The following is a 20,864-nucleotide window of genomic DNA, read 5'->3' as shown; positions in this document are numbered from 1 at the left end:
GGCTAAAATAATACCAGTAGAAAGGCGAGGTAATCTTGATGAGACAGTTTAATAAATCAATGAAATTAGATGATGTAGCCTATGATATTCGTGGACCGGTCTTAGATGAAGCCATGCGTATGCGAGCAAATGGTGAGCAGATTTTACGCTTAAATACGGGAAATCCTGCTGAGTTTGGTTTTACAGCGCCAGATGAAGTGATTCATGATTTGATTCACAATGCGCGAAAATCAGAAGGATACTCTAATAGTAAGGGGATTTTTTCTGCCCGTAAGGCCATTATGCAGTACTGTCAGTTGAAGAAGTTTCCGAATGTGGATATTGAAGATATTTATTTGGGAAATGGGGTCAGTGAGTTAATCGTCATGTCCATGCAGGGACTTTTAGACAATGGTGATGAAGTCTTGGTGCCGATGCCCGATTATCCCCTTTGGACAGCAGCTGTCAGCTTGGCAGGTGGACATGCGGTTCACTATGTCTGTGATGAGGCAGCGGATTGGTATCCAGATTTGGCTGATATTGAAGCGAAGATTACTTCCCGAACCAAAGCGCTTGTTTTAATCAATCCGAATAATCCCACTGGTGCTTTATACCCGAAAGAAATCCTTGAGGGAATCGTTGATATTGCGCGTCGACATGAGCTCATTATTTTCTCAGATGAAATTTATGATCGTATGGTCTTTGACGGGGCGGTGCATATTCCCATAGCAACCTTGGCGCCAGACTTATTTGTTGTGACCATGAATGGTCTGTCAAAATCTCATCGTATCTGCGGTTTCCGAGTGGGGTGGATGGTCTTGTCTGGACCCAAACGGCATGTAAAAGGCTATATTGAGGGAATCAATATGCTGTCTAATATGCGTCTGTGTTCCAATGTATTGGCTCAACAGGTTGTGCAAACCTCACTCGGTGGCTATCAGTCAGTTGATAAGCTCTTAATGCCAGGTGGCCGTCTTTATGAGCAACGGGAATTTATTACAAAAGCGATCAGTGACATTCCTGGACTGTCTGCCGTAAAACCGAGGGCTGGATTGTATATCTTTCCGAAAATTGACCGTGAAATGTATCGGATTGATGATGATGAGCAGTTTGTATTGGAGTTCTTGAAGCAGGAGAAGATCTTGCTTGTCCATGGACGGGGTTTCAATTGGCAAGAACCTGATCATTTCCGGATTGTCTATCTCCCGCGTGTGGATGAACTAGCGGAAATTCAAGAAAAAATGACGCGATTCTTGCGACAGTATAGACGTTGAGGTCGGTCAAAAAATTTCAAGCTTGAAACTAATAGCAAAGAAAATCGCTTAAATGAAAGACTGAATGACTTGATTTAAGCGATTTTTCTATTCCAGAAGATGCCTGGTTTTGGTATTTGAAACCTAATACTGATCAAGCATCAGCTTCATCTGTCGTTTGTTCACTCACCTTGTGGAACTTCAGTTCTACTGTTGATTTTATAGAGCATCAGCAAGCTGGGTTGTATCTATCGTTATTAAAATGGTTCAATTATGGATAGTTGTTCTGTATGAATTGTCATAGATTTTAGAACAATATGTAATTTTCTGATAATTGTTGAAATTCATACCTCTTTTTGGTATAATGAAAGCAATTACAGAGTAAAGAGGAAAATATGACTACATTATTAGAAAAGACGCGGGATATCACGTCTATTTTGAAGCGCTCAGAGGAGCAATTATCAGAGGAACTTCCTTACAATACGATTGCGGAACATCTTTCTGAAATTATTGATTGTAATGCCTGCATTATCAATAGTGAGGGAGAGGTCTTGGGCTATTACATGAAATACAAGACCAATAATGATCGTGTGGAAGAATTCTTTCTGACCAAGCAATTTCCAGACGGTTATGTCAAGGGAGTGGCGCAAATCTATGATACGCAAGTCAATCTTCCAGCAGATAGCGAATTGACAGCGATTCCGGTGGAATCTCGCTCTATGTATCCTAATAGTCTGACTACGATTGCTCCAATTCATGTGACGGGGATTCGGTTTGGAACCTTGATTATATGGCGTAATGATGAGCAGTTTGATGAAGACGATTTGATTTTGGTTGAAATTGCGTCGACAGTAGTAGGAATTCAGCTCTTGAATTTCCAGCGGGAAGAGGATGAGAAAAACATCCGTCGCCGTGCAGCAGTTAATATGGCGGTCAATACCCTATCTTATTCAGAAATGAAAGCTGTTTCAGCTATTTTAGGCGAGTTGAATGGTGATGAGGGACAGTTGACTGCTTCTGTTATCGCAGATAGGATCGGGATTACCCGTTCGGTGATTGTCAATGCTCTACGGAAATTAGAAAGTGCAGGCATCATCGAAAGTCGTTCTTTAGGAATGAAAGGGACTTATTTGAAAGTCTTGATACCAGCTATCTTTGATGAAATTAAGAAACGAGATTATTAATATGACGAAGGCCCTTATTTCGATTGACTATACGGTAGATTTTGTAGCAGACAAGGGGAAGTTGACGGCAGGAGCTCCAGCTCAAGCGATTTCACAAGAAATCTACAATGTAACTAAGCAAGCCTTTGACCAAGGGGACTATATCTTTTTTGCCATTGACTTGCATAAAGAAGACGATCCCTTTCATCCAGAAAGTCGCCTTTTTCCTCCGCACAATATCAAGGGAACGAGTGGTCGGCATTTGTATGGTCCCTTAGCAGATTTTTACAGGGAGCATCAGGATGATACGCGGGTCTTTTGGATAGACAAGAGCCATTATTCAGCTTTTTCTGGGACGGACTTAGATATTCGTTTGCGGGAAAGACGGGTAGATACAGTGGTCTTGACAGGTGTTTTGACGGATATTTGCGTGCTTCACACGGCTATTGATGCCTATAATCTTGGTTATCGGATTGAGATTGTGGCTTCAGCCGTGGCTAGTCTAACAGAAGAACGGCATCAATTTGCCCTGAGACACTTTGAACAGGTCTTAGGAGCAACCATACGATAAAATTGCAGAGGCTGGGCTTGGTGCTTAGTCTCTTTTAGATGTTAGAAAAACTCTAATCGGCTTCTATTGTATTGTCAACTCATCCTGCCTAGCTTCTGTTATAGTCATTTCGTTTATCTTTTATGACTTTGTTCACTCGCTTTGCCGTACTCCAGTACAGCTTGCAGCTCCTTGCCTAGTACTAAAAGGAAACGAAAAGACTATATTTCTGTGGGACGTTTCCTATTCGGTGGCAGGTGTTTAACTCAACCAGTATCACCCAAAGACTATCTTTATCCGTCAGCGAATATCGTCTGGTTATGCTACAGCAGCAGGAGAGTTTGTATCTGCAATATTCCCATACTAGAAGCAAAGTGGAAGTCTATAATAGAAAGATGCGTTTTAGAATGATATTTCATTGAGGAAGCCAAGAGATTTGTGGTAAAATAAGAGGGATACGATATGGGAAATCAATAGAAAAATCGGAGTTTAACGGTTTTTGATTTTCTTTTGAGTATGAGGAAGAAAGGATACAATGATGAAAATTACACAAGAAGAAGTTCGTCATGTGGCTAATCTATCAAAGTTGGCCTTTAGTGAGGAAGAAACAGCAGCGTTTGCGACAACCTTGAGTAAGATTGTCGATATGGTTGAGCTGTTGAATGAAGTTGATACAACAGGTGTTCCTGTGACAACGACAATGGCAGAGCGCAAAAATGTGATGAGAGAAGATATCGCCCAAAAAGGCGAAGCCAGAGAAGAACTTTTTAAGAATATTCCTGAAGCTCACAATCATTTTATTAAAGTTCCAGCTATTTTGGACGGAGGAGGAGAGGCTCAATGAGTTTTAATCACTATTCTATTGATGAGTTGCATGACCTTCTTTTCAAGAAAGAACTGTCGGTGGTTGAATTAACGAAAGCGACCTTGAAAGATGTCAAAGCGCGTGAAGAAGCAGTTGGTAGTTTCATTACTATTGCAGAGGAAGAGGCCTTGGCTCAAGCTGCGAAAATCGATGAAAAAGGAATTGATGCAGATAATGTCATGGCAGGGATTCCGCTAGCGGTCAAGGACAATATTTCTACCAAGGGAATTTTGACAACGGCAGCTTCGAAGATGCTCTATAATTATGAGCCGATTTTTGATGCAACATCGGTAGCCAATGCCTATGGAAAAGATATGGTTGTCATCGGAAAAACCAATATGGATGAGTTTGCTATGGGGGGCTCAACTGAAACCTCTTACTTTAAACAGACCAAGAATGCTTGGGATCAAACCAAGGTGCCAGGAGGATCATCAGGTGGTTCTGCCACAGCTGTGGCTTCTGGTCAGGTACGTTTATCGCTTGGTTCTGATACGGGTGGCTCCATTCGTCAACCGGCTGCTTTTAATGGTGTTGTCGGTATGAAGCCAACCTATGGAACGGTGTCGCGTTTTGGATTGATTGCCTTTGGTAGTTCGTTGGATCAGATTGGTCCATTCTCGCAAACAGTCAAAGAAAATGCTCAGTTGCTCAATGTGATTGCAGGTCACGATGCTAAGGATTCGACATCAGCTCAGCGTGCGGTGACAGATTATGCTAGCAAGATTGGTCAAGACATCAAGGGGATGAAGATTGCACTTCCGAAAGAGTATATCGGAGAGGGGATTGATCCGCAAATCAAGGACTGCATTTTACAGGCAGCGAAACACTTGAATAGTCTGGGAGCAGTCATTGAGGAAGTCAGCCTGCCCCATAGCAAGTATGGTGTAGCGGTTTATTATATTATTGCTTCATCTGAGGCCAGCTCAAACTTGCAACGTTTTGACGGAATTCGCTATGGTTTCCGTGCAGAAGATGCGACGAATTTGGACGAGATTTACGTTCGTACGCGCAGCCAAGGTTTTGGTGAAGAGGTGAAACGCCGTATCATGCTTGGAACCTTTAGCTTGTCATCTGGTTATTATGATGCCTACTACAAAAAAGCGGGTCAGGTTCGCAGCTTGATTATCCACGATTTTGAGCAGGTATTTGCCAATTATGATTTGATTTTAGGGCCAACTGCTCCAACGGTTGCTTATGGTCTTGGAACCATGAACCAGGATCCTGTTGCGATGTATCTAGCTGATATATTGACCATTCCAGTTAACTTGGCAGGTTTACCAGGAATTTCGATTCCTGCCGGTTTTGTAGAGGGATTACCAGTTGGCTTGCAGTTAATTGGACCGAAACATAGTGAGGAAACCATTTACCAAGTGGCAGCAGCTTTTGAGGCAACGACAGATTACTATAAGCAACAGCCTGCGATTTTTGGAGGTGAACGTTAATGAATTTTGAAACCATCATTGGACTAGAAGTCCATGTTGAATTGAATACCAATTCAAAAATTTTCTCTCCGTCGTCTGCGCACTTTGGAGAGGATCCAAATGCCAATACCAATGTTGTTGACTGGTCTTTCCCGGGTGTCTTGCCTGTTTTGAATAGGGGCGTTGTAGACGCAGGGATTAAGGCGGCTTTGGCCTTGAATATGGATATTCACCAGCACATGCATTTTGACCGTAAGAACTATTTCTATCCAGATAATCCTAAGGCCTATCAAATTTCTCAATTTGACGAGCCGATTGGTTACAATGGCTGGATTGAGATTGAATTAGAAGATGGCTCTACCAAGAAAATCCGCATAGAGCGGGCACATTTGGAAGAAGATGCGGGGAAAAATACCCACGGAACAGACGGTTATTCTTATGTTGATTTGAACCGTCAGGGGGTGCCCTTGATTGAGATTGTTTCTGAAGCGGATATGCGTAGTCCAGAAGAGGCGTATGCCTACTTGACAGCACTGAAAGAAATTATCCAGTATACAGGCATTTCAGATGTGAAGATGGAAGAGGGGTCGATGCGGGTCGATGCGAATATCTCTCTTCGTCCTTACGGTCAAGAAGCGTTTGGTACTAAAACGGAGTTGAAAAACCTGAACTCCTTTAACTATGTAAAAAAAGGTCTGCAACATGAAGTGGAACGCCAAGCTAAGATTTTACGTTCTGGTGGTCAAATTCAGCAGGAAACACGCCGCTATGATGAAGCAACGGGCGAAACGATTCTCATGCGTGTCAAAGAAGGATCAGCTGATTATCGTTATTTCCCAGAACCAGACCTGCCCTTGTATGAGATTGACGATAGCTGGATTGCCGAAGTGGCCTCAACCTTGCCGAAGTTTCCGAAAGAGCGCCGCGCAGATTATATGGAGCACTTGGGCTTATCAGCCTATGATGCTGGGCAACTGACAGCAACGAAGACCTTATCAGATTTCTTTGAAGCAGCGATTGCACTTGGTGGAGATGCCAAACAGGTGTCTAACTGGTTGCAAGGTGAGGTGGCTCAGTTCTTAAATGCGGAGCAAAAGACCTTATCAGAGATTGCTCTTTCACCAGAAAGTTTGGCTGAAATGCTTGGCTTAATCGCAGACGGGACGATTTCCTCAAAAATTGCGAAGAAAGTCTTTGTGCATTTAGCAAAAAATGGTGGATCTGCGCGTGAATATGTGGAAAAAGCTGGTTTGGCGCAGATTTCAGATCCATCTGTCTTGATTCCAATCATCCATCAAGTCTTTGCAGACAACGAAGTGGCTGTAGCAGACTTCAAGTCTGGCAAACGGAATGCGGATAAAGCCTTTACTGGTTTCTTGATGAAAGCAACCAAAGGGCAAGCCAATCCACAGGTAGCGCAGCAATTACTAGCCCAAGAATTGCAGAAATTACGGGATTGATCGGTGGTGTTTGTGACAGATCAGACGTACTGAGGTTACACACTATATTTTTCAAAATCTTGCTCGTTCCCCTCAGACTATGGATTAGAGTTTGCCGATTATTTGGCAAGGCTGAATGGGGAACGAAGACGTTAATTTTGACAGGATATAGTCATTTCGTTTATATTTTTATTACTTCGTTCACTCGTCTTGCTGTACCATTGAGAAAAGTTACACTTTTCTTATCTGTCACTTGAAATAGTTATCAACTATTTCAACTACCTGCGACTCCTTGCCTAGTACTAAAAATAAACGAAACGGCTAGAAAAGGCTTAAGACCAATACATGGATTGTTGGTCTTAAGCCTTTTCTAGTTGGTTGGAGTTTACAAACTGCTTTCTCTCAGAGTTAATTGTGTCCCTAACTTAACCATACGTGGGTGATAGGTGGTCGGTTTTTGAAGCATGGCATCGACTAAGTCAACTGCTTGGATTCCCATTTCTTCAGTAAAGACTGTGATACTTGATAGGGCAGGATATACTTGTTTGGTAATGGGTGTGTCGTTAAAGGTGATGAGTTGGACACGATTGGGAACTGTGATTTGAGCTTCTTGCAAGGCACGGAGGGCCCCGACTGCTAGGCTATCATTTGCAATGAAAAAGGCGGTCGGTAAGTCCTCTCCTAAGCTATCAATCGCATCTTTCATTAATTGGTACCCTGCTTGACTGGTAAATGGACCGGTAAAGACAAATCGTTTCTGGTAAAGATGATGATCAGACAGGTATTGCTTAAAGGTTCGGAGTCGTGGATCTAACAAGGTCATTTTTTTATCATAGGTTTCTTCCTGACCTGCAATCATACCGATTTCCGTAATCCCCTGCTCCAGATAATGGTCAATGACCCGAATGACAGAGCGATTGAAATCTGTTGTCACACAGGAAAATCCCTCTGCCAGCGTATCGAAATCTACAAAGACCAGCTGTTTGTGCTGCTTTGCCAGTTCAGTCATTTGTTGCTGGCTGAATTTTCCGATAGCAATCAAGGCATCAACCTCTTTTAGCAGAGGCGAGGAAATATCGTGGAAACAGCGAACGATGTCATAGCCTAGTGCAAAGGCATGTTGTTCTAAGCTAATCCGAATAGAGTAGTAGTAGAGGTCATCCAATTCTCTGCTTTCTGTGTACCATTGAAGGATACCGATCTTTCGCGTGCTACTATCTAGCTGCTGCTTGTTCAAATGTTTGGTATAGCCTAACTCTTGGGCAATAGTAAATACCTTTTCGCGCGTATCAGGACTGACAGATAAACTTGCATCTTCTTTCAAGACACGAGAAACTGTTGCAGTAGATAACTGTGTTTTTTGTGCAATATCTTTTAAAGTCACCATAATTCTTCTCCTCAGTTCTTTTTCATTATACCATAATTGAAAAAGAATAGATTATAAAGAAAATGTTTTTAGTAAATTTTACTAAATATATTGACAAACAAATCGAATCAGTTTACAATAAACTAAAAACGGTTACAATGGAGGATTGTATATGAAAACAGTAGAACTTCAACAGGCTTTTCAAAGGATTTTTGGACAGGAAGCAGATGCGACTTTCTTCTCTCCGGGACGGATTAATTTGATAGGAGAGCATACAGATTACAATGGCGGGCATGTCTTTCCTGCTGCGATTACCTTAGGGACCTATGGTGCAGCTCGTAAGCGTGAAGATCAAGCCCTGCGTTTTTATTCTGCTAATTTTGAGGACCTTGGAATAATAGAGGTGAATTTGCAGAACTTGGTCTATGATAAGGCAGATAATTGGACGAACTATGCCAAAGGTGTCTTAAAATATTTACAAGAAGCAGGGCATAGGATTGATACAGGTCTCGATGTCTTTGTCTATGGGAATATTCCCAACGGTTCTGGTCTGTCATCTTCTGCTTCTTTGGAATTATTGATTGGGATTATCGCTGAGGAACTGTTTGATTTGGAATTGAGCCGCCTTGATTTGGTTAAGATAGGGAAACAGACAGAGAATGAATTTATCGGGGTTAATTCAGGTATTATGGATCAATTTGCTATTGGTATGGGAGCGGACCAGCGGGCTATTTATCTGGATACCAATACACTTGAGTATGAATTGGTGCCACTAGACTTAGGAGAGCATGTCATCGTCATCATGAATACGAACAAGCGCCGTGAATTGGCAGATTCGAAGTACAATGAACGCCGGGCGGAATGTGAAAAAGCACTCGAAGAATTAAATGTTGCTTTAAACATTCAAACCTTGGGTGAGCTAGATGTACAGACCTTTGATGAATATAGCTACTTAATCCAGGATGAAAACCGTCTTAAACGGGCCCGCCATGCTGTTTGGGAAAATCAGCGGACCTTGCAGGCAAGACAGGCCTTGGAAGCAGGAGATTTGCAACAGTTTGGTCGCTTGGTTAATGCTTCACATGTATCTTTAGAGTATGACTATGAAGTAACAGGATTAGAATTGGATACCTTAGCACATACAGCCTGGCAACAAGAGGGGGTACTTGGCGCGCGTATGACAGGTGCTGGTTTTGGTGGTTGCGGTATTGCTATCGTGGAAAAGAATAAGGTTGATCGGTTTATGGAAAATGTCGGTAAAAGGTATGCGGACATTGTGGGCTATGCCCCAAGCTTTTATATTGCTGAGATTGCAGCAGGTTCCCGCGTCTTATCTAGAAAATAAGTAGGTAGAATGAATGATAAGAAGTGTACTAGACAGGTTTGTGGACTGTATCATCTCAGAAAGTAATTATGAGGAATTAGATCGTACCTATCTTGGTAATCGCATTATGGCCCTTGTCGGTGAAGCAGGCTTGGAGAGAAAAAGTCATGCCGAGACAATCGCGGAGTTCAAGGATGAGTTGGTTGCGATTGCTGTTGAAAATGGTCTTGTTGGTGCCTTGCTTGAAGAGCAGGAAATGCTTGGTGCAGCGCTAATGGATTTGATGACACCAATCCCTAGTCAGGTCAACCAGCAATTTTGGCTTCAGTATGAGCGTAATCCTGACCAAGCTATTGCGGATTTTTATGACCTTAGCAAGCGCAATGATTATATTAAGGTCAAGGCGATTGCCAAAAACATCTATTATCAAGTATCGACAGAGTATGGTGATTTGGAAATAACGATTAACTTATCCAAACCCGAGAAAGACCCCAAGGCCATTGCAGCTGCGAAATTAGTAGAAACTTCTCATTATCCGAAATGCCTTCTCTGCATGGAAAATGAGGGCTATCAAGGGCGGGTTAATCACCCTGCGCGCGCCAATCACCGGATTATCCGTCTGGATTTGGGAGAGGAAAAATGGGGCTTCCAATATTCACCCTATGCTTACTTTAATGAACATGCTATTTTCTTACATACAGAGCATGTGCCAATGGCTATTACACGAAAAACTTTTGCACAACTGCTTGATTTGGTAGAGTTGTTGCCGGGTTATTTTGTGGGGTCTAATTCGGATTTGCCCATATCAGGCGGATCTATTCTTACCCATAATCATTATCAAGGGGGACGGCATCGCTTTGCTATGGAAAAGGCAGTAATAGAGCGTAGGCTAACCTTTGCAGGCTTTGAAGAAGTAAGTGCTGGACTTGTCAAATGGCCTATGTCGGTGATTCGCTTGGCTTGTGAAGACAAGGAGCGTCTGGTAGGATTGGCAGTCAAGATTTTGGAAAAATGGCGGAGCTACTCTGATGAAGCGGTACAGATTCTTGCGTCTTCAAATGGTGAGCCGCATCATACCATCACCCCTATTGCCCGAAAAAAAGGGCAGCAATTTGAGCTGGACTTGGTCTTGAGGGATAATCAAACGTCAGAAGAATTTCCAGACGGCATCTATCATCCTCATCCAGATGTCCAACATATCAAGAAAGAAAATATAGGTCTAATCGAGGTGATGGGGCTTGCTATTTTACCACCTCGTCTCAAGAACGAATTAGAAGAGGTAGAGGCTTATTTGCTAGGAGAAGTAGATCAAGTTGCAGAGTATCATCAAGAGTGGGCGAATGAATTGAAAGGACAGCATGCTGAGATTTCTAGAAACAAGGCAACCCAGATTGTGCGCGATGCAGTCGGTCACGTCTTCGGACGGGTTTTAGAGGATGCTGGTGTTTATAAACGGACACCAGAAGGTCAAGCAGCTTTCTTGCGCTTTGTGGAGTTTGTTGGTTTGGTAGATAAAAATAAGTAAATTTATAGGAAGATACGAGGGTGTAAAAAAAGCGACTGTACCCTGTGCCTAAGAAATTCTCCGCTGGATAGTTTCTTCCATATCTGTAAAGCAGGCACAGCCTGCAACAGCTACGGTAAAAATAGGAAAGATGACGAAGCATCTTTGCTTCTAGGAATTTTTCTCTTTTTCCACGCTTTTAACCCGAGTTCAATTACACAAGACACGAGGGTGTACAATGATGAAGTAACTCTCCGCTGGATAGTTTTCTGTATTCATAAGCGGATATCGTTCACAAGGGCTACAGCAAAAATTGGAAATCTGACGAGTGAAAAGCTCTAGTGGAGGTTTTCAGCCTATTCCCTTAAAGTACGAAAGAACAATGTCCTATCTTCGGCTGCTTTTCCTGGTCTATTGTCTTTAAAGTACGCGTTGTCTTGCAATCAATGGCTTCTCTTTCTAATTTCAATGCTCGTGCTAACATCATCCACTGTTTCAACCTCGCATATTCATTTCAATGCTCGTGCTAACATCATCCACTGTTTCAACCTCGCATATTCATTTCAATGCTCGTGCTAACATCATCCACTGTTTCAACCTCGCGTATTCATTTTAAGGCTTGGGCTAAAATAATCCACTGGATTATTTTAGTCCCCTCCGTAGCGTTGCATTTCAGTATCAACCTGGTCGCTTGTGATATAGCTTTTAAATAAGTATGTTCAAAAAGAATACGGATGAATGTTCCTCTGCTTTTGTGTTATAATAAAAAGAAGTGAAAACAAGGAGAGGTGTGGAAATGAACGAGAAGATGAAAGGGACACTCTTGACCTTAATAGCAGGGGTTGCTTGGGGATTATCAGGAGTAAGTGGGCAGTTTGTCATGGCAAGAGGTGTAAATGTAGAGTGCTTGACTGTCCTACGTTTGGTGCTTTCTGGTATCGTTTTGCTTGCCTTAGCTGTCTATCAAAATCCACAGCAGCTCAAGAACTTATTGACAGATAAGAAAGCCTTGATTCGCTTGCTACTCTTTTCGATTTTTGGTCTGGTCCTTAATCAAGTAGCCTATTTAACAGCGATTTACCATAGCAATGCAGGAACAGCAACAGTACTCCAATACCTGTGTCCAATCTTAGTCTTGGTCTATGTTTGTTTAAGGCGGGGACAAAAGCCGACAGTGGTTGAGGTAGCTGCAATCTTCCTTGCTATTATAGGTACCTTTTTGATTGCGACCCATGGTCAAATCCATCAGTTAGCAGTGACACCAAAAGGCTTGTTCTGGGGTCTGTTTTCTGCAGTGACCTATGCACTTTACATCCTTTTACCAACGACCATTATCAAACAGTACGGGAGCCTGACTGTGATGGGGATTTCTATGCTACTGGGGTCGATTGAAGCCGGTCTATTTTTTCAGCCATGGAAGTATGCAATGCCCTTTAATGGCGAGATTTTTTGGGGATTGGTTGGTATCGTGGGAGTTGGAACAATCTTTGCCTACACCGCCTTTTTAAAAGGAGTGAGTATGGTTGGCCAAGTTAATGGGAGTTTGCTTGCCTCAATCGAACCGATTTCCTCCATCTTTTTTGCAGTTTTAGTGGTCAATGAGACTTTCTATCCAATGGATTGGGTGGGAATGGTGTTGATTTTATTTGCGGTTCTACTCATTTCAGTTAAGGACATGGTTTTAGTGCGACAAAAAGGAAAGATAAGACCACTAAAGGAATAAGAGCTAGATTTATCATTCAGCCTGTTATTCAAGGCTCGTTTCCATACCACAGATAGTCAAAATACCTTGATGAGCGGAGATGCTCTCCTAAATGGAGGAGCTCACGTGTGAATACTATGGTACATGCATGAAAAAGATTCGTTTTTTGGAAATGGACATGTCACAAGTGAGGCGGTTTGTAAGAAGAGGGAACAGGTGTTCCAATACTATTGCAAACGAGATATAGTCATTTCGTTTATCTTTTATTACTTCGTTCACTCGTCTTGCTGTACCATTGAGAAAAGTTACACTTTTCTTATCTGTCACTTGAAATAGTTATCAACTATTTCAACTACCTGCGACTCGTTGCCTAGTACTAAAAATAAACGAAACGGCTATATTAGCCACATTGCAGGGTAAGTTTTGTAAAAATATTTTGAAAAATGGGAGCGGGAAAGAATGTGACAGCTCGAAAAAAGAGTTCAGTGTTTCCTCACTTCTTACATTCTAGGTTCGGGCTGCAATAATCTGGGAATAGACCGGCTCACTCTCTCCACAGTTGATGAAGCCAGATTTGGAGCGTAAAAAGTGAACAAATAGAGGTAAAAACCTCCTTTTAGCCTGTTCCTTTGAAATAAAAGGGAACGGCAGTTCATTTCTAACTTTCAACGGCATTTTCGTTAAAGCAATCAATCATTGAACGGAGATGTTGGTGCAAACTCTGAGAAGTGGAGCTGGACTTTTTGTTCAGCTTCATTTTCTTTCTGCATTTGCTCCTGTGTGAAGCTAGGTTCCAAGTACGCTCTTATCCGTTTTATGGTATACTAAAAGAAAAGGCTTCATACATGGAGGTACTTTGATGAAAGAGTTTTGTGCGGAGAATCATGTGCGGATTGCGCAAGCCATTGCCTTAGGGGCAGGCCGAATTGAGTTGTGTGACAATTTAGCAGTAGGGGGAACGACCCCCAGCTACGGAGTTATTCGGGCAGTGTGTGATATAGCCCATGAACAAGGGGTATCGGTTATGACCATGGTGAGACCCCGTGGTGGTGATTTTTGCTATGATGCATCAGAAAAAAAGATGATGCTAGAAGATGCAAGAGTTGCTAAAGAACTGGGTTCAGATGGACTTGTTTTTGGTGCTCTTACCGAGGATAATTGGCTAGATGAGGACTTTATCGTTCAGTTGTTGGAAGAAACGGGTGATTGTGAAAGTGTTTTTCATATGGCATTTGATATGATCCCGCGCAAACGGCAATTTGAAGCTATCGATTGGTTGGTTAAGCAAGGAGTGGTCCGAATTTTGACACGCGGTGGTATTCATGGGGCTGCTGATGACAATGTAGTCTGGCTTAAAGAGTTGATTGCCTATGCAGATGGTCGCATTGAAATCCTTATCGGAGGTGGTGTTACGAGAGAGAATGCAGAACCTTTGATGAAAGAGTTGGGTGTTACACAGGTTCACGGAACACGCTTGTTTTGGTAAGTATTGACGCACATCTGTTTTTCTATCGTTACCTCATCTTGCGGAACTTCAGTTCTACTTTCGGCAAAGATGAGGGCTTGGTGATGTTATTGTTGGGCTTTTAGCGTTTGTTGGAAGCCTTGAATGTCTTTATTGTGGTGCCTAACTTCCTACTATTTTTGCTTTCAACGGCTGGTTACGAGGAGCTATCGGTTATTGCAATCAAGTGTTTATTTGGGGATAAAGCTTATTTTTTACTATGCAATCAGCTGGCTTGATTGTGACGGCGATTGCAGTTGGTATAGCTTTAAGCTGAGAAGTTCATTGAAGAAAAACGTGATGAAAAAGAGGATGACAGCTTTTAGACAAGGATAGAAGAGGTGCTTGATACTCATCAGGCACCTTTTATTTTCCATTCGCTATTTACCTTAAATTATGGTAAAATAGCTTTTAATAAAGAAGAGAGTAAGACGGTCAAAGTAGAAAGATAATCAGTAATGGAATGATTGGTCTACTCTCAGAACAGTGGAGAATAGTGTGACGATTGAGAATTACATGCCGGATTTTGTGCTTGAAAAAGCCTATGATGTGACAGTAGAGAGTTTGCAAACTTACCACATTCGGACAGTTTTTGTGGATTTGGATAATACGTTGATTGCCTGGAATAATCCAGACGGAACTCCAGAGATGCGGAAGTGGTTACATGACTTGCGTGATGCAGGAATACATGTGGTAGTTATTTCGAATAATAAATATGAACGTGTCAAACGAGCAGTAGAACGATTTGGAATTGATTTTGAAGCCTTTGCACTGAAGCCTTTTACTTTTGGGATTGAGCGTGCGATTAAACGTTTTGGTATCAAGAGAGAAGAGGCGATTATGATTGGGGATCAGCTGATGACTGATATTCGGGCGGCCAAGCGGGCAGGTATCCGCTCTGTCTTGGTACGGCCACTCATTGAAACAGATTCGATTAACACCCAGATCAATCGCTGGCGTGAACGCCGTATGATGAAGAAAATTACTGCCAAGTATGGCGCATTCGACTATAAGAGGGAAATGTAAGTGGAAGAATTGTATTGTATTGGCTGTGGAGCCTTGATTCAGACTAAAGAAAAAGAAAACGCCGGCTATACACCCCAGTCTGCCTTGGAAAAGGGTCTTGAGACAGGTCAGCTCTATTGCCAACGTTGCTTCCGTCTCCGTCATTATAATGAAATTTCAGATGTCCATATTTCAGATGATGAGTTTCGGCTCCTGCTTCATAGTGTCGGTGAAAGTGAAGCCTTGGTTGTAAATGTTGTTGATATTTTTGATTTTAACGGCTCGGTTATTCCTGGATTGCCACGTTTTGTATCAGGCAATGATGTCCTTTTAGTTGGAAATAAAAAGGATATTTTACCGAAGTCTGTTAAGGAGGGAAAAGTCATTCAATGGCTGACCGAACGAGCTCATGAAGTAGGGCTACGCCCTGTTGATGTGATGTTGACATCCGCCCAAAACAAGCATGCTATTAAGGACTTAATTGATAAGATTGAACAGTATCGTAAGGGACGAGATGTCTATGTGGTTGGTGTGACCAATGTTGGGAAATCGACGTTAATCAATGCTATTATTCAGGAAATTACAGGAAACAAGGACGTGATTACGACCTCTCGTTTCCCTGGTACAACCCTAGATAAGATTGAGATTCCTCTGGATGACGGTTCGTACATCTACGATACGCCAGGGATTATTCATCGTTATCAAATGGCTCATTATTTGTCTGCCAAAAATTTGAAATTTGTTAGTCCTAGGAAAGAAATTAAGCCCAGGACCTATCAGTTAAATCCAGAGCAAACCCTCTTTTTGGCTGGCTTGGGACGTTTCGACTTTATTGCTGGAGAAAAGCAGGGCTTTACTGCCTTTTTTGACAATGAATTACCGCTTCACCGTACCAAGTTAGCAGGTGCTAGCACTTTTTATGAAAAACATGTAGGGAGTTTGTTAGTACCTCCAACTTGTTCAGAATTAGAGGACTTTCCCGAATTGGTGCGACATGAATTTACCATTACTGAAAAGACGGACCTTGTCTTCTCAGGTCTAGGCTGGATTCGCATCAATGGAGTAGCCAAGATTGCAGCTTGGGCACCAGAGGGGGTCAGCGTTGTGATTCGTAAAGCAATTATATAGATTGATATAGAAAAAGGAAATAGTATGACATTAACATCAAAACAGAGAGCCTTTCTCAATAGTCAGGCGCACAGTTTGAAACCCATTATTCAGATTGGGAAATACGGCTTGAATGACCAGATTAAGACCAGTATTCGTCAGGCCTTGGATAGACGCGAATTGATTAAGGTGACGCTGTTGCAAAATACGGACGAAAATATCCACGATGTAGCAGAAACGCTAGAAGAAGAAATAAGGGTAGATACTGTGCAAAAAATTGGTCGAACCTTGATTCTCTTTAAGCAATCAAGCAAGAAAGAAAATCGCAAACTTTCTGTCAAAGTAAGAGAAATATAATGGGGCTTTCCCAAACAAAATGGATGAGTTGGATAAGGAGTTGGAATGGCAATTGAGCTCTTAACACCCTTTACAAAGGTTGAATTAGAAGTTGAAAAGAAAGAAACAAATCGCAAGCAGGTTGGTATTTTGGGAGGAAATTTCAATCCTGTTCATAATGCCCATTTAATTGTGGCGGATCAAGTTCGTCAGCAGTTGAAGTTAGATGAAGTCTTGTTGATGCCTGAATTTCTACCGCCTCATGTTGATAAAAAAGAAACGATTGATGAATTGCACCGCTATGATATGCTGAAAATGGCTATTGCAGGAATTGAGGGGCTAGGTATTGAAACGATTGAGCTGGAGCGCCGAGGCATCAGCTATACCTATGACACCATGAAACTGTTGAAAGAAAAAAATCCTGATACGGATTACTATTTCATCATCGGTGCAGATATGGTAGATTATTTGCCTAAATGGCATCGAATTGATGAACTGATTCAATTAGTGCAATTTGTCGGAGTACAGCGCCCTCGTTATAAGGCAGGAACCTCCTACCCGATTATTTGGGTAGATGTTCCCTTAATGGACATTTCGTCAAGTATGATTCGCCAATTTATTCAGCAAGGTCGCGTACCAAACTTTATGTTGCCGCATGAAGTTTTGGATTATATTGAAGAAAAAGGGCTTTACAAATGATTGCAGCAGATTTATCCTTTGATCGTGAACAACTCCTAGAAAAAATCGGGGCTGCTATGTCAGAGAAACGCTTCCGCCACGTCCTTGGTGTAGAAGAAGCGGCACTTGAGTTGGCCCGCCAGTATGGTTGTGATGAACGTAAGGCAAGTCTTGCAGCCTTGCTCCATGATTATGCCAAGGAAGTGGCTGACCAAGTCTTTCTGGACTTGATTGACCAATACCAGTTGGGGGAGGACTTGAAAGTTTGGGGCAATAATATCTGGCATGGATTGGTCGGGGCTTATAAAATCAAGCAAGATTTCGGGCTAGAGGATCAAGAGATTTTACAAGCCATTCAACGCCATACAGTGGGAGCGGCTCAGATGACCTTGCTGGATAAGATTATCTATGTAGCCGATTACATTGAACCAAACCGTGATTTTCCCCAAGTAAAAGAAGCAAGAAGATTGGCCAAGGTATCCTTGGAACAAGCGGTAGCTTTTGAGACAGCCCATACAGTGGCATATTTAGCACAAAAGGGTGTTCCCATTTATCCTCAAACTATCGAAACCTACAATTCTTATATAAGATATTTGAATAACTAATATCCGACTGCAATCAAAATAGCTTCGTAGTGCTACCTGTCGTTCGTTTATGTTTGATACGTAGCAAACGAGCTGGACGTAACCTAATCGTTTTGGAGTAGATTGCATTCCAAACAAAAAAGTGAGTCTTGCTGCACCAGTCTTCTAGTCGAGGAGTACTGCATGTGTTTGGACTATCTCAAAAACGTTTAAAAAGAGTTTGTTTAGCAGTTGGTCAGTGGAACTAATAATGAGGTAAAACGTGAAAGAAAAAGAATTAGTAGAATTAGTCGTAAAAGCGGCTGATGAAAAACGAGCAGAAGATATTGTTGCACTTGATGTGACAGCCTTGACCAGTGTGACAGATTATTTTGTTATTGCTAGTTCGATGAATAACCGTCAACTAGAAGCGATTGCAAGCAATATCCGAGAAAAAGTAAAAGAAGCAGGTTTTGGGGCAAGCCAAATCGAGGGTGATTCAGCAGGTGGCTGGGTACTCTTAGATTTAGGAGGGGTCGTTATCCACATCTTCTCAGAAGAAATGCGTACCCACTACAACCTTGAAAAATTATGGCATGAAGCTGAGAGTGTTGATATAGCTGAGTGGCTATGAGCTTCATCTCGTTCTAGTTGATGTCGTTGACAGGGTGTGATGTAGGATTTTTGCACCTCCTTGTCAGGTATTGCGTACTGCTACTCCATAAAAATCGAAAACTGGTTTGATTGCAGGTTCAGCAAGCTGGGTGAGGAAAGAGGAGATTGGATTTTTGATGACTATCCAATGACATCAAAAGAGGTTCGTTTACACAATGCAAAACTCAGTTGGGAGCCGACTGAGTTTTTTCGAGAAAGGAGAGGAATACTATGGCAGCTTATGAAATGTTTGCTTCGGTCTACGATGCAATTATGGACGATAGTCTATACGACCAATGGACAGCGTTTAGCCTGAGACATTTTCCAAAAGAAAAGACAAAACTGCTGGAATTAGCTTGTGGGACAGGCATCCAGTCCATTCGCTTTAAAGAAGCAGGCTTTGATGTGACCGGTCTGGATCTTAGTCGAGAGATGCTTGATATAGCACAAAAACGCAGCCAGGAAGCAGGACTAGTGATTCCCTTTTTAGAGGGCAATATGCTGGACTTGTCTAGCCTTGGTTGTTTTGACATGGTGACCTGTTATTCGGATTCCCTTTGTTACATGGAAGATGAAATTGAAGTTGGTCAAGTCTTTCAAGAGGTTTACCATCATCTCAATGAGGGTGGACGTTTCCTTTTTGATGTGCATTCAACCTACCAAATGGATGAGATCTTTCCAGGGTATAGCTATCATGAAAATGCAGAAGACTTTGCTTTTGTCTGGGATACTTATGCGGATGAGGCGCCGCATTCTATCGTGCATGAATTGACTTTCTTTGTGCAAGAAGAAGACGGTCGTTTTATCCGAGTTGATGAAATCCATGAGGAACGGACCTATGACCTCTTGACCTATGATGTGTTATTGGAGCAGGCTGGCTTTAAAAATATCAAGGTCTATGCGGATTTTGAGGACAAGGAGCCGGTAGAGACAAGTGCTCGCTGGTTCTTTGTGGCAGAAAAATGACCGTTACAGGCATTATTGCAGAGTTTAATCCTTTCCACAATGGGCATGCTTACCTGCTTTCACAAGCGAAAGGAGTCAAGATTGTTGCCATGAGTGGGAATTTCACTCAGAGGGGGGAGCCTGCGATTGTGGACAAGTGGACGAGAGCACAAATGGCGCTTGAACATGGAGCGGATTTGGTGGTCGAATTGCCCTTTTTGGTTACCGTACAGGCGGCAGATTTTTTCGCACAGGGTGCGGTAGATATCCTGACTCGCCTGGGGATTGAGCAGTTGTCCTTTGGATCTGAGGAACTTTTGGATTACGGAAAAATAGCAGAGCTATACGATGCAAAACGTGCTGAAATGACAGATTTTATGGTTCGTTTACCCGATAGCCTCAGCTACCCCGAGAAAACACAGGCCATGTGGCAGAACTTTGCAGGTCTAACTTTTTCAGGAAATACGCCAAATCATGTCCTAGCTCTAGCCTATGCTAAAGCCGTTGCAGGAAGAGGGATAGCTCTTCATCCTATTAAGCGAAAAGGTGCCGGTTTCCACTCCTTGGACAGTCACTTGGAGTTTGCATCAGCAACAGCTCTGAGAAGTCGGATTGATGATACAGACTTTGTTGCGGCTTTTAGTCCGAGTGCGGATTTAATCCTGCAGGCGGTGCATGTTTCGTGGACAGATTACTTTCCCTATCTACGGTATCAAATTCTGTCAAATCCTAATTTGACAGAGGTTTATCAAGTCAATCAAGAAATGGCGAGTCGTATCAAAGAAGCCATAAAAAATGCTACATCTTTTGAGGGCTTGGTGGAGAAGGTTGCGACCAAGCGCTATACCAAGGCACGGGTGCGCAGGCTTTTGACTTATATCTTGATACAGACAAGTGAATCACCACTTCCAGAAGCTATTCGTGTACTTGGTTTTACGGAGAAAGGACGCAAGCATTTGGCTAGTTTGAAGAAGAAAGTTCCGCTTGTCAGCAGAGTTGGGAAAGACCCGTGGGATCGCTTAAGCCAGAAAGCTGACAAGCTGTACCAACTGGGTCATCCCTCACTGTCTGAACAGAATATTGGCCGAGTACCAATAGGTATTGACCAGTAGAAGTTGTCAGGAAGTCTGATAGACAGAAAGGGACAGGTTGATGCGACCAATCCTTGCATGCGATTTTCTTCTTTTTAGACTCTATAAACATCAACATCTGACTGGCTTTCCTATGGAGAATTGTGAAAGATGAGGGCCAAGGCGAGCAAGACTCTCTCCCCCCATAAATCGGCAGGAGAACTGGAGTTCCACAAGCTGAGCGAAAGACGGAAAGAAGTTGATGTTTGGTAAGACTTAAAACATTAAGAAGCTACTACACTATAGCAGTTGCAACACCTCAGGGTTCACACCAGGGGGTGTTTTTCATAAAATTCACACTGTTCAGATAGCTTCAGTTTAAAGTAAATGAAAGATGATGTCCTAATTCTAACAATAGAATAGCTATAGTCTTTTA

19 protein-coding genes are annotated in these 20,864 nt (G+C 42.4%); 18 read left to right on the top strand and 1 reads right to left on the bottom strand.

Annotation, left to right across the window (positions count from 1 at the left end; genetic code table 11):
* The first annotated feature begins 38 nt into the window (after positions 1-38).
* The 6 genes from E4T79_RS08115 to gatB all read left to right on the top strand — a co-directional run bounded on the left by E4T79_RS08115 (position 39) and on the right by gatB (position 6,691).
* Positions 39-1,253 (top strand): pyridoxal phosphate-dependent aminotransferase, encoded by a 1,215-nt coding sequence (locus E4T79_RS08115; RefSeq protein WP_135029317.1) that lies wholly within the window; start codon positions 39-41, stop codon positions 1,251-1,253.
* 374 nt (positions 1,254-1,627) lie between these two features.
* Complete coding sequence (gene codY / locus E4T79_RS08110) at positions 1,628-2,416, top strand: GTP-sensing pleiotropic transcriptional regulator CodY (protein ID WP_135029315.1); 789 nt, start codon at positions 1,628-1,630, stop codon at positions 2,414-2,416.
* Position 2,417: 1 nt separating this feature from the next.
* On the top strand, positions 2,418-2,966 hold the full coding sequence (locus tag E4T79_RS08105; protein WP_135029313.1) for an isochorismatase family cysteine hydrolase: 549 nt from the start codon (positions 2,418-2,420) through the stop codon (positions 2,964-2,966).
* 517 nt (positions 2,967-3,483) lie between these two features.
* Positions 3,484-3,789 carry an Asp-tRNA(Asn)/Glu-tRNA(Gln) amidotransferase subunit GatC gene (gene gatC / locus E4T79_RS08100; protein WP_135029325.1) on the top strand — a complete coding sequence of 102 codons (306 nt, stop codon included), beginning with the start codon at positions 3,484-3,486 and terminating at the stop codon, positions 3,787-3,789.
* Positions 3,786-5,252 carry an Asp-tRNA(Asn)/Glu-tRNA(Gln) amidotransferase subunit GatA gene (gatA, locus tag E4T79_RS08095; RefSeq protein ID WP_135029311.1) on the top strand — a complete coding sequence of 489 codons (1,467 nt, stop codon included), beginning with the start codon at positions 3,786-3,788 and terminating at the stop codon, positions 5,250-5,252. Before gatC ends, gatA begins: the two co-directional genes overlap by 4 nt.
* Positions 5,252-6,691, top strand: a complete 1,440-nt coding sequence (gene gatB / locus E4T79_RS08090) for an Asp-tRNA(Asn)/Glu-tRNA(Gln) amidotransferase subunit GatB (protein ID WP_135029309.1) — start codon at positions 5,252-5,254, stop codon at positions 6,689-6,691. Before gatA ends, gatB begins: the two co-directional genes overlap by 1 nt.
* A gap of 364 nt (positions 6,692-7,055) precedes the next feature.
* Here gatB and E4T79_RS08085 read toward each other — a convergent pair whose 3' ends face one another.
* Positions 7,056-8,057 carry a LacI family DNA-binding transcriptional regulator gene (locus E4T79_RS08085; protein WP_135029307.1) on the bottom strand — a complete coding sequence of 334 codons (1,002 nt, stop codon included), beginning with the start codon at positions 8,055-8,057 and terminating at the stop codon, positions 7,056-7,058.
* A gap of 151 nt (positions 8,058-8,208) precedes the next feature.
* Here E4T79_RS08085 and E4T79_RS08080 point away from each other — a divergent pair, with 151 nt between their 5' ends.
* The 12 genes from E4T79_RS08080 (at position 8,209) to E4T79_RS08025 (ending at position 20,470) form a co-directional block, all read left to right on the top strand.
* Complete coding sequence (locus E4T79_RS08080; protein ID WP_135029305.1) at positions 8,209-9,381, top strand: galactokinase; 1,173 nt, start codon at positions 8,209-8,211, stop codon at positions 9,379-9,381.
* Positions 9,382-9,394: 13 nt separating this feature from the next.
* A complete protein-coding gene (gene galT, locus E4T79_RS08075) occupies positions 9,395-10,885 on the top strand; it encodes a UDP-glucose--hexose-1-phosphate uridylyltransferase (protein WP_135029303.1) in 1,491 nt (496 codons plus the stop codon).
* A gap of 775 nt (positions 10,886-11,660) precedes the next feature.
* Entirely contained in the window at positions 11,661-12,587 is a 927-nt protein-coding gene (locus tag E4T79_RS08070; RefSeq protein WP_135029301.1) for an EamA family transporter, read from the top strand.
* A gap of 835 nt (positions 12,588-13,422) precedes the next feature.
* Positions 13,423-14,052 carry a copper homeostasis protein CutC gene (locus tag E4T79_RS08065; RefSeq protein WP_135029299.1) on the top strand — a complete coding sequence of 210 codons (630 nt, stop codon included), beginning with the start codon at positions 13,423-13,425 and terminating at the stop codon, positions 14,050-14,052.
* 516 nt (positions 14,053-14,568) lie between these two features.
* Positions 14,569-15,096, top strand: a complete 528-nt coding sequence (locus E4T79_RS08060) for a YqeG family HAD IIIA-type phosphatase (protein ID WP_135029297.1) — start codon at positions 14,569-14,571, stop codon at positions 15,094-15,096.
* On the top strand, positions 15,097-16,203 hold the full coding sequence (gene yqeH / locus E4T79_RS08055; protein ID WP_135029295.1) for a ribosome biogenesis GTPase YqeH: 1,107 nt from the start codon (positions 15,097-15,099) through the stop codon (positions 16,201-16,203). It abuts the gene before it with no gap.
* 24 nt (positions 16,204-16,227) lie between these two features.
* Entirely contained in the window at positions 16,228-16,539 is a 312-nt protein-coding gene (gene yhbY / locus E4T79_RS08050) for a ribosome assembly RNA-binding protein YhbY (RefSeq protein WP_135029293.1), read from the top strand.
* A gap of 45 nt (positions 16,540-16,584) precedes the next feature.
* Positions 16,585-17,217 (top strand): nicotinate-nucleotide adenylyltransferase, encoded by a 633-nt coding sequence (locus E4T79_RS08045; RefSeq protein ID WP_135029291.1) that lies wholly within the window; start codon positions 16,585-16,587, stop codon positions 17,215-17,217.
* Complete coding sequence (gene yqeK / locus E4T79_RS08040; protein WP_135029289.1) at positions 17,214-17,801, top strand: bis(5'-nucleosyl)-tetraphosphatase (symmetrical) YqeK; 588 nt, start codon at positions 17,214-17,216, stop codon at positions 17,799-17,801. The genes E4T79_RS08045 and yqeK overlap by 4 nt, the downstream gene beginning before the upstream one ends.
* 241 nt (positions 17,802-18,042) lie before the next feature.
* On the top strand, positions 18,043-18,393 hold the full coding sequence (gene rsfS, locus E4T79_RS08035; RefSeq protein WP_135029287.1) for a ribosome silencing factor: 351 nt from the start codon (positions 18,043-18,045) through the stop codon (positions 18,391-18,393).
* Positions 18,394-18,644: 251 nt separating this feature from the next.
* On the top strand, positions 18,645-19,379 hold the full coding sequence (locus E4T79_RS08030) for a class I SAM-dependent methyltransferase (protein ID WP_135029285.1): 735 nt from the start codon (positions 18,645-18,647) through the stop codon (positions 19,377-19,379).
* On the top strand, positions 19,376-20,470 hold the full coding sequence (locus E4T79_RS08025) for a nucleotidyltransferase (RefSeq protein WP_135029283.1): 1,095 nt from the start codon (positions 19,376-19,378) through the stop codon (positions 20,468-20,470). The genes E4T79_RS08030 and E4T79_RS08025 overlap by 4 nt, the downstream gene beginning before the upstream one ends.
* Positions 20,471-20,864 lie beyond the last annotated feature (394 nt).

It is taken from the genome of Streptococcus sp. LYSM12 (assembly GCF_004569635.1).
Lineage (GTDB): Bacteria > Bacillota > Bacilli > Lactobacillales > Streptococcaceae > Streptococcus.
The sequence above is the reverse complement of the archived record's forward strand: the minus strand, read 5'-3'. Positions and strand labels throughout refer to the sequence as shown.

Coding starts and splice junctions, on each gene's coding strand:
- E4T79_RS08115 (WP_135029317.1), top strand. CDS start 39: ATGAGACAGTTTAATAAATCAATGAAATTAGATGATGTAGCCTATGAT.
- codY (WP_135029315.1), top strand. CDS start 1,628: ATGACTACATTATTAGAAAAGACGCGGGATATCACGTCTATTTTGAAG.
- E4T79_RS08105 (WP_135029313.1), top strand. CDS start 2,418: ATGACGAAGGCCCTTATTTCGATTGACTATACGGTAGATTTTGTAGCA.
- gatC (WP_135029325.1), top strand. CDS start 3,484: ATGAAAATTACACAAGAAGAAGTTCGTCATGTGGCTAATCTATCAAAG.
- gatA (WP_135029311.1), top strand. CDS start 3,786: ATGAGTTTTAATCACTATTCTATTGATGAGTTGCATGACCTTCTTTTC.
- gatB (WP_135029309.1), top strand. CDS start 5,252: ATGAATTTTGAAACCATCATTGGACTAGAAGTCCATGTTGAATTGAAT.
- E4T79_RS08085 (WP_135029307.1), bottom strand. CDS start 8,057: ATGGTGACTTTAAAAGATATTGCACAAAAAACACAGTTATCTACTGCA.
- E4T79_RS08080 (WP_135029305.1), top strand. CDS start 8,209: ATGAAAACAGTAGAACTTCAACAGGCTTTTCAAAGGATTTTTGGACAG.
- galT (WP_135029303.1), top strand. CDS start 9,395: ATGATAAGAAGTGTACTAGACAGGTTTGTGGACTGTATCATCTCAGAA.
- E4T79_RS08070 (WP_135029301.1), top strand. CDS start 11,661: ATGAACGAGAAGATGAAAGGGACACTCTTGACCTTAATAGCAGGGGTT.
- yhbY (WP_135029293.1), top strand. CDS start 16,228: ATGACATTAACATCAAAACAGAGAGCCTTTCTCAATAGTCAGGCGCAC.
- E4T79_RS08045 (WP_135029291.1), top strand. CDS start 16,585: ATGGCAATTGAGCTCTTAACACCCTTTACAAAGGTTGAATTAGAAGTT.
- yqeK (WP_135029289.1), top strand. CDS start 17,214: ATGATTGCAGCAGATTTATCCTTTGATCGTGAACAACTCCTAGAAAAA.
- E4T79_RS08030 (WP_135029285.1), top strand. CDS start 18,645: ATGGCAGCTTATGAAATGTTTGCTTCGGTCTACGATGCAATTATGGAC.
- E4T79_RS08025 (WP_135029283.1), top strand. CDS start 19,376: ATGACCGTTACAGGCATTATTGCAGAGTTTAATCCTTTCCACAATGGG.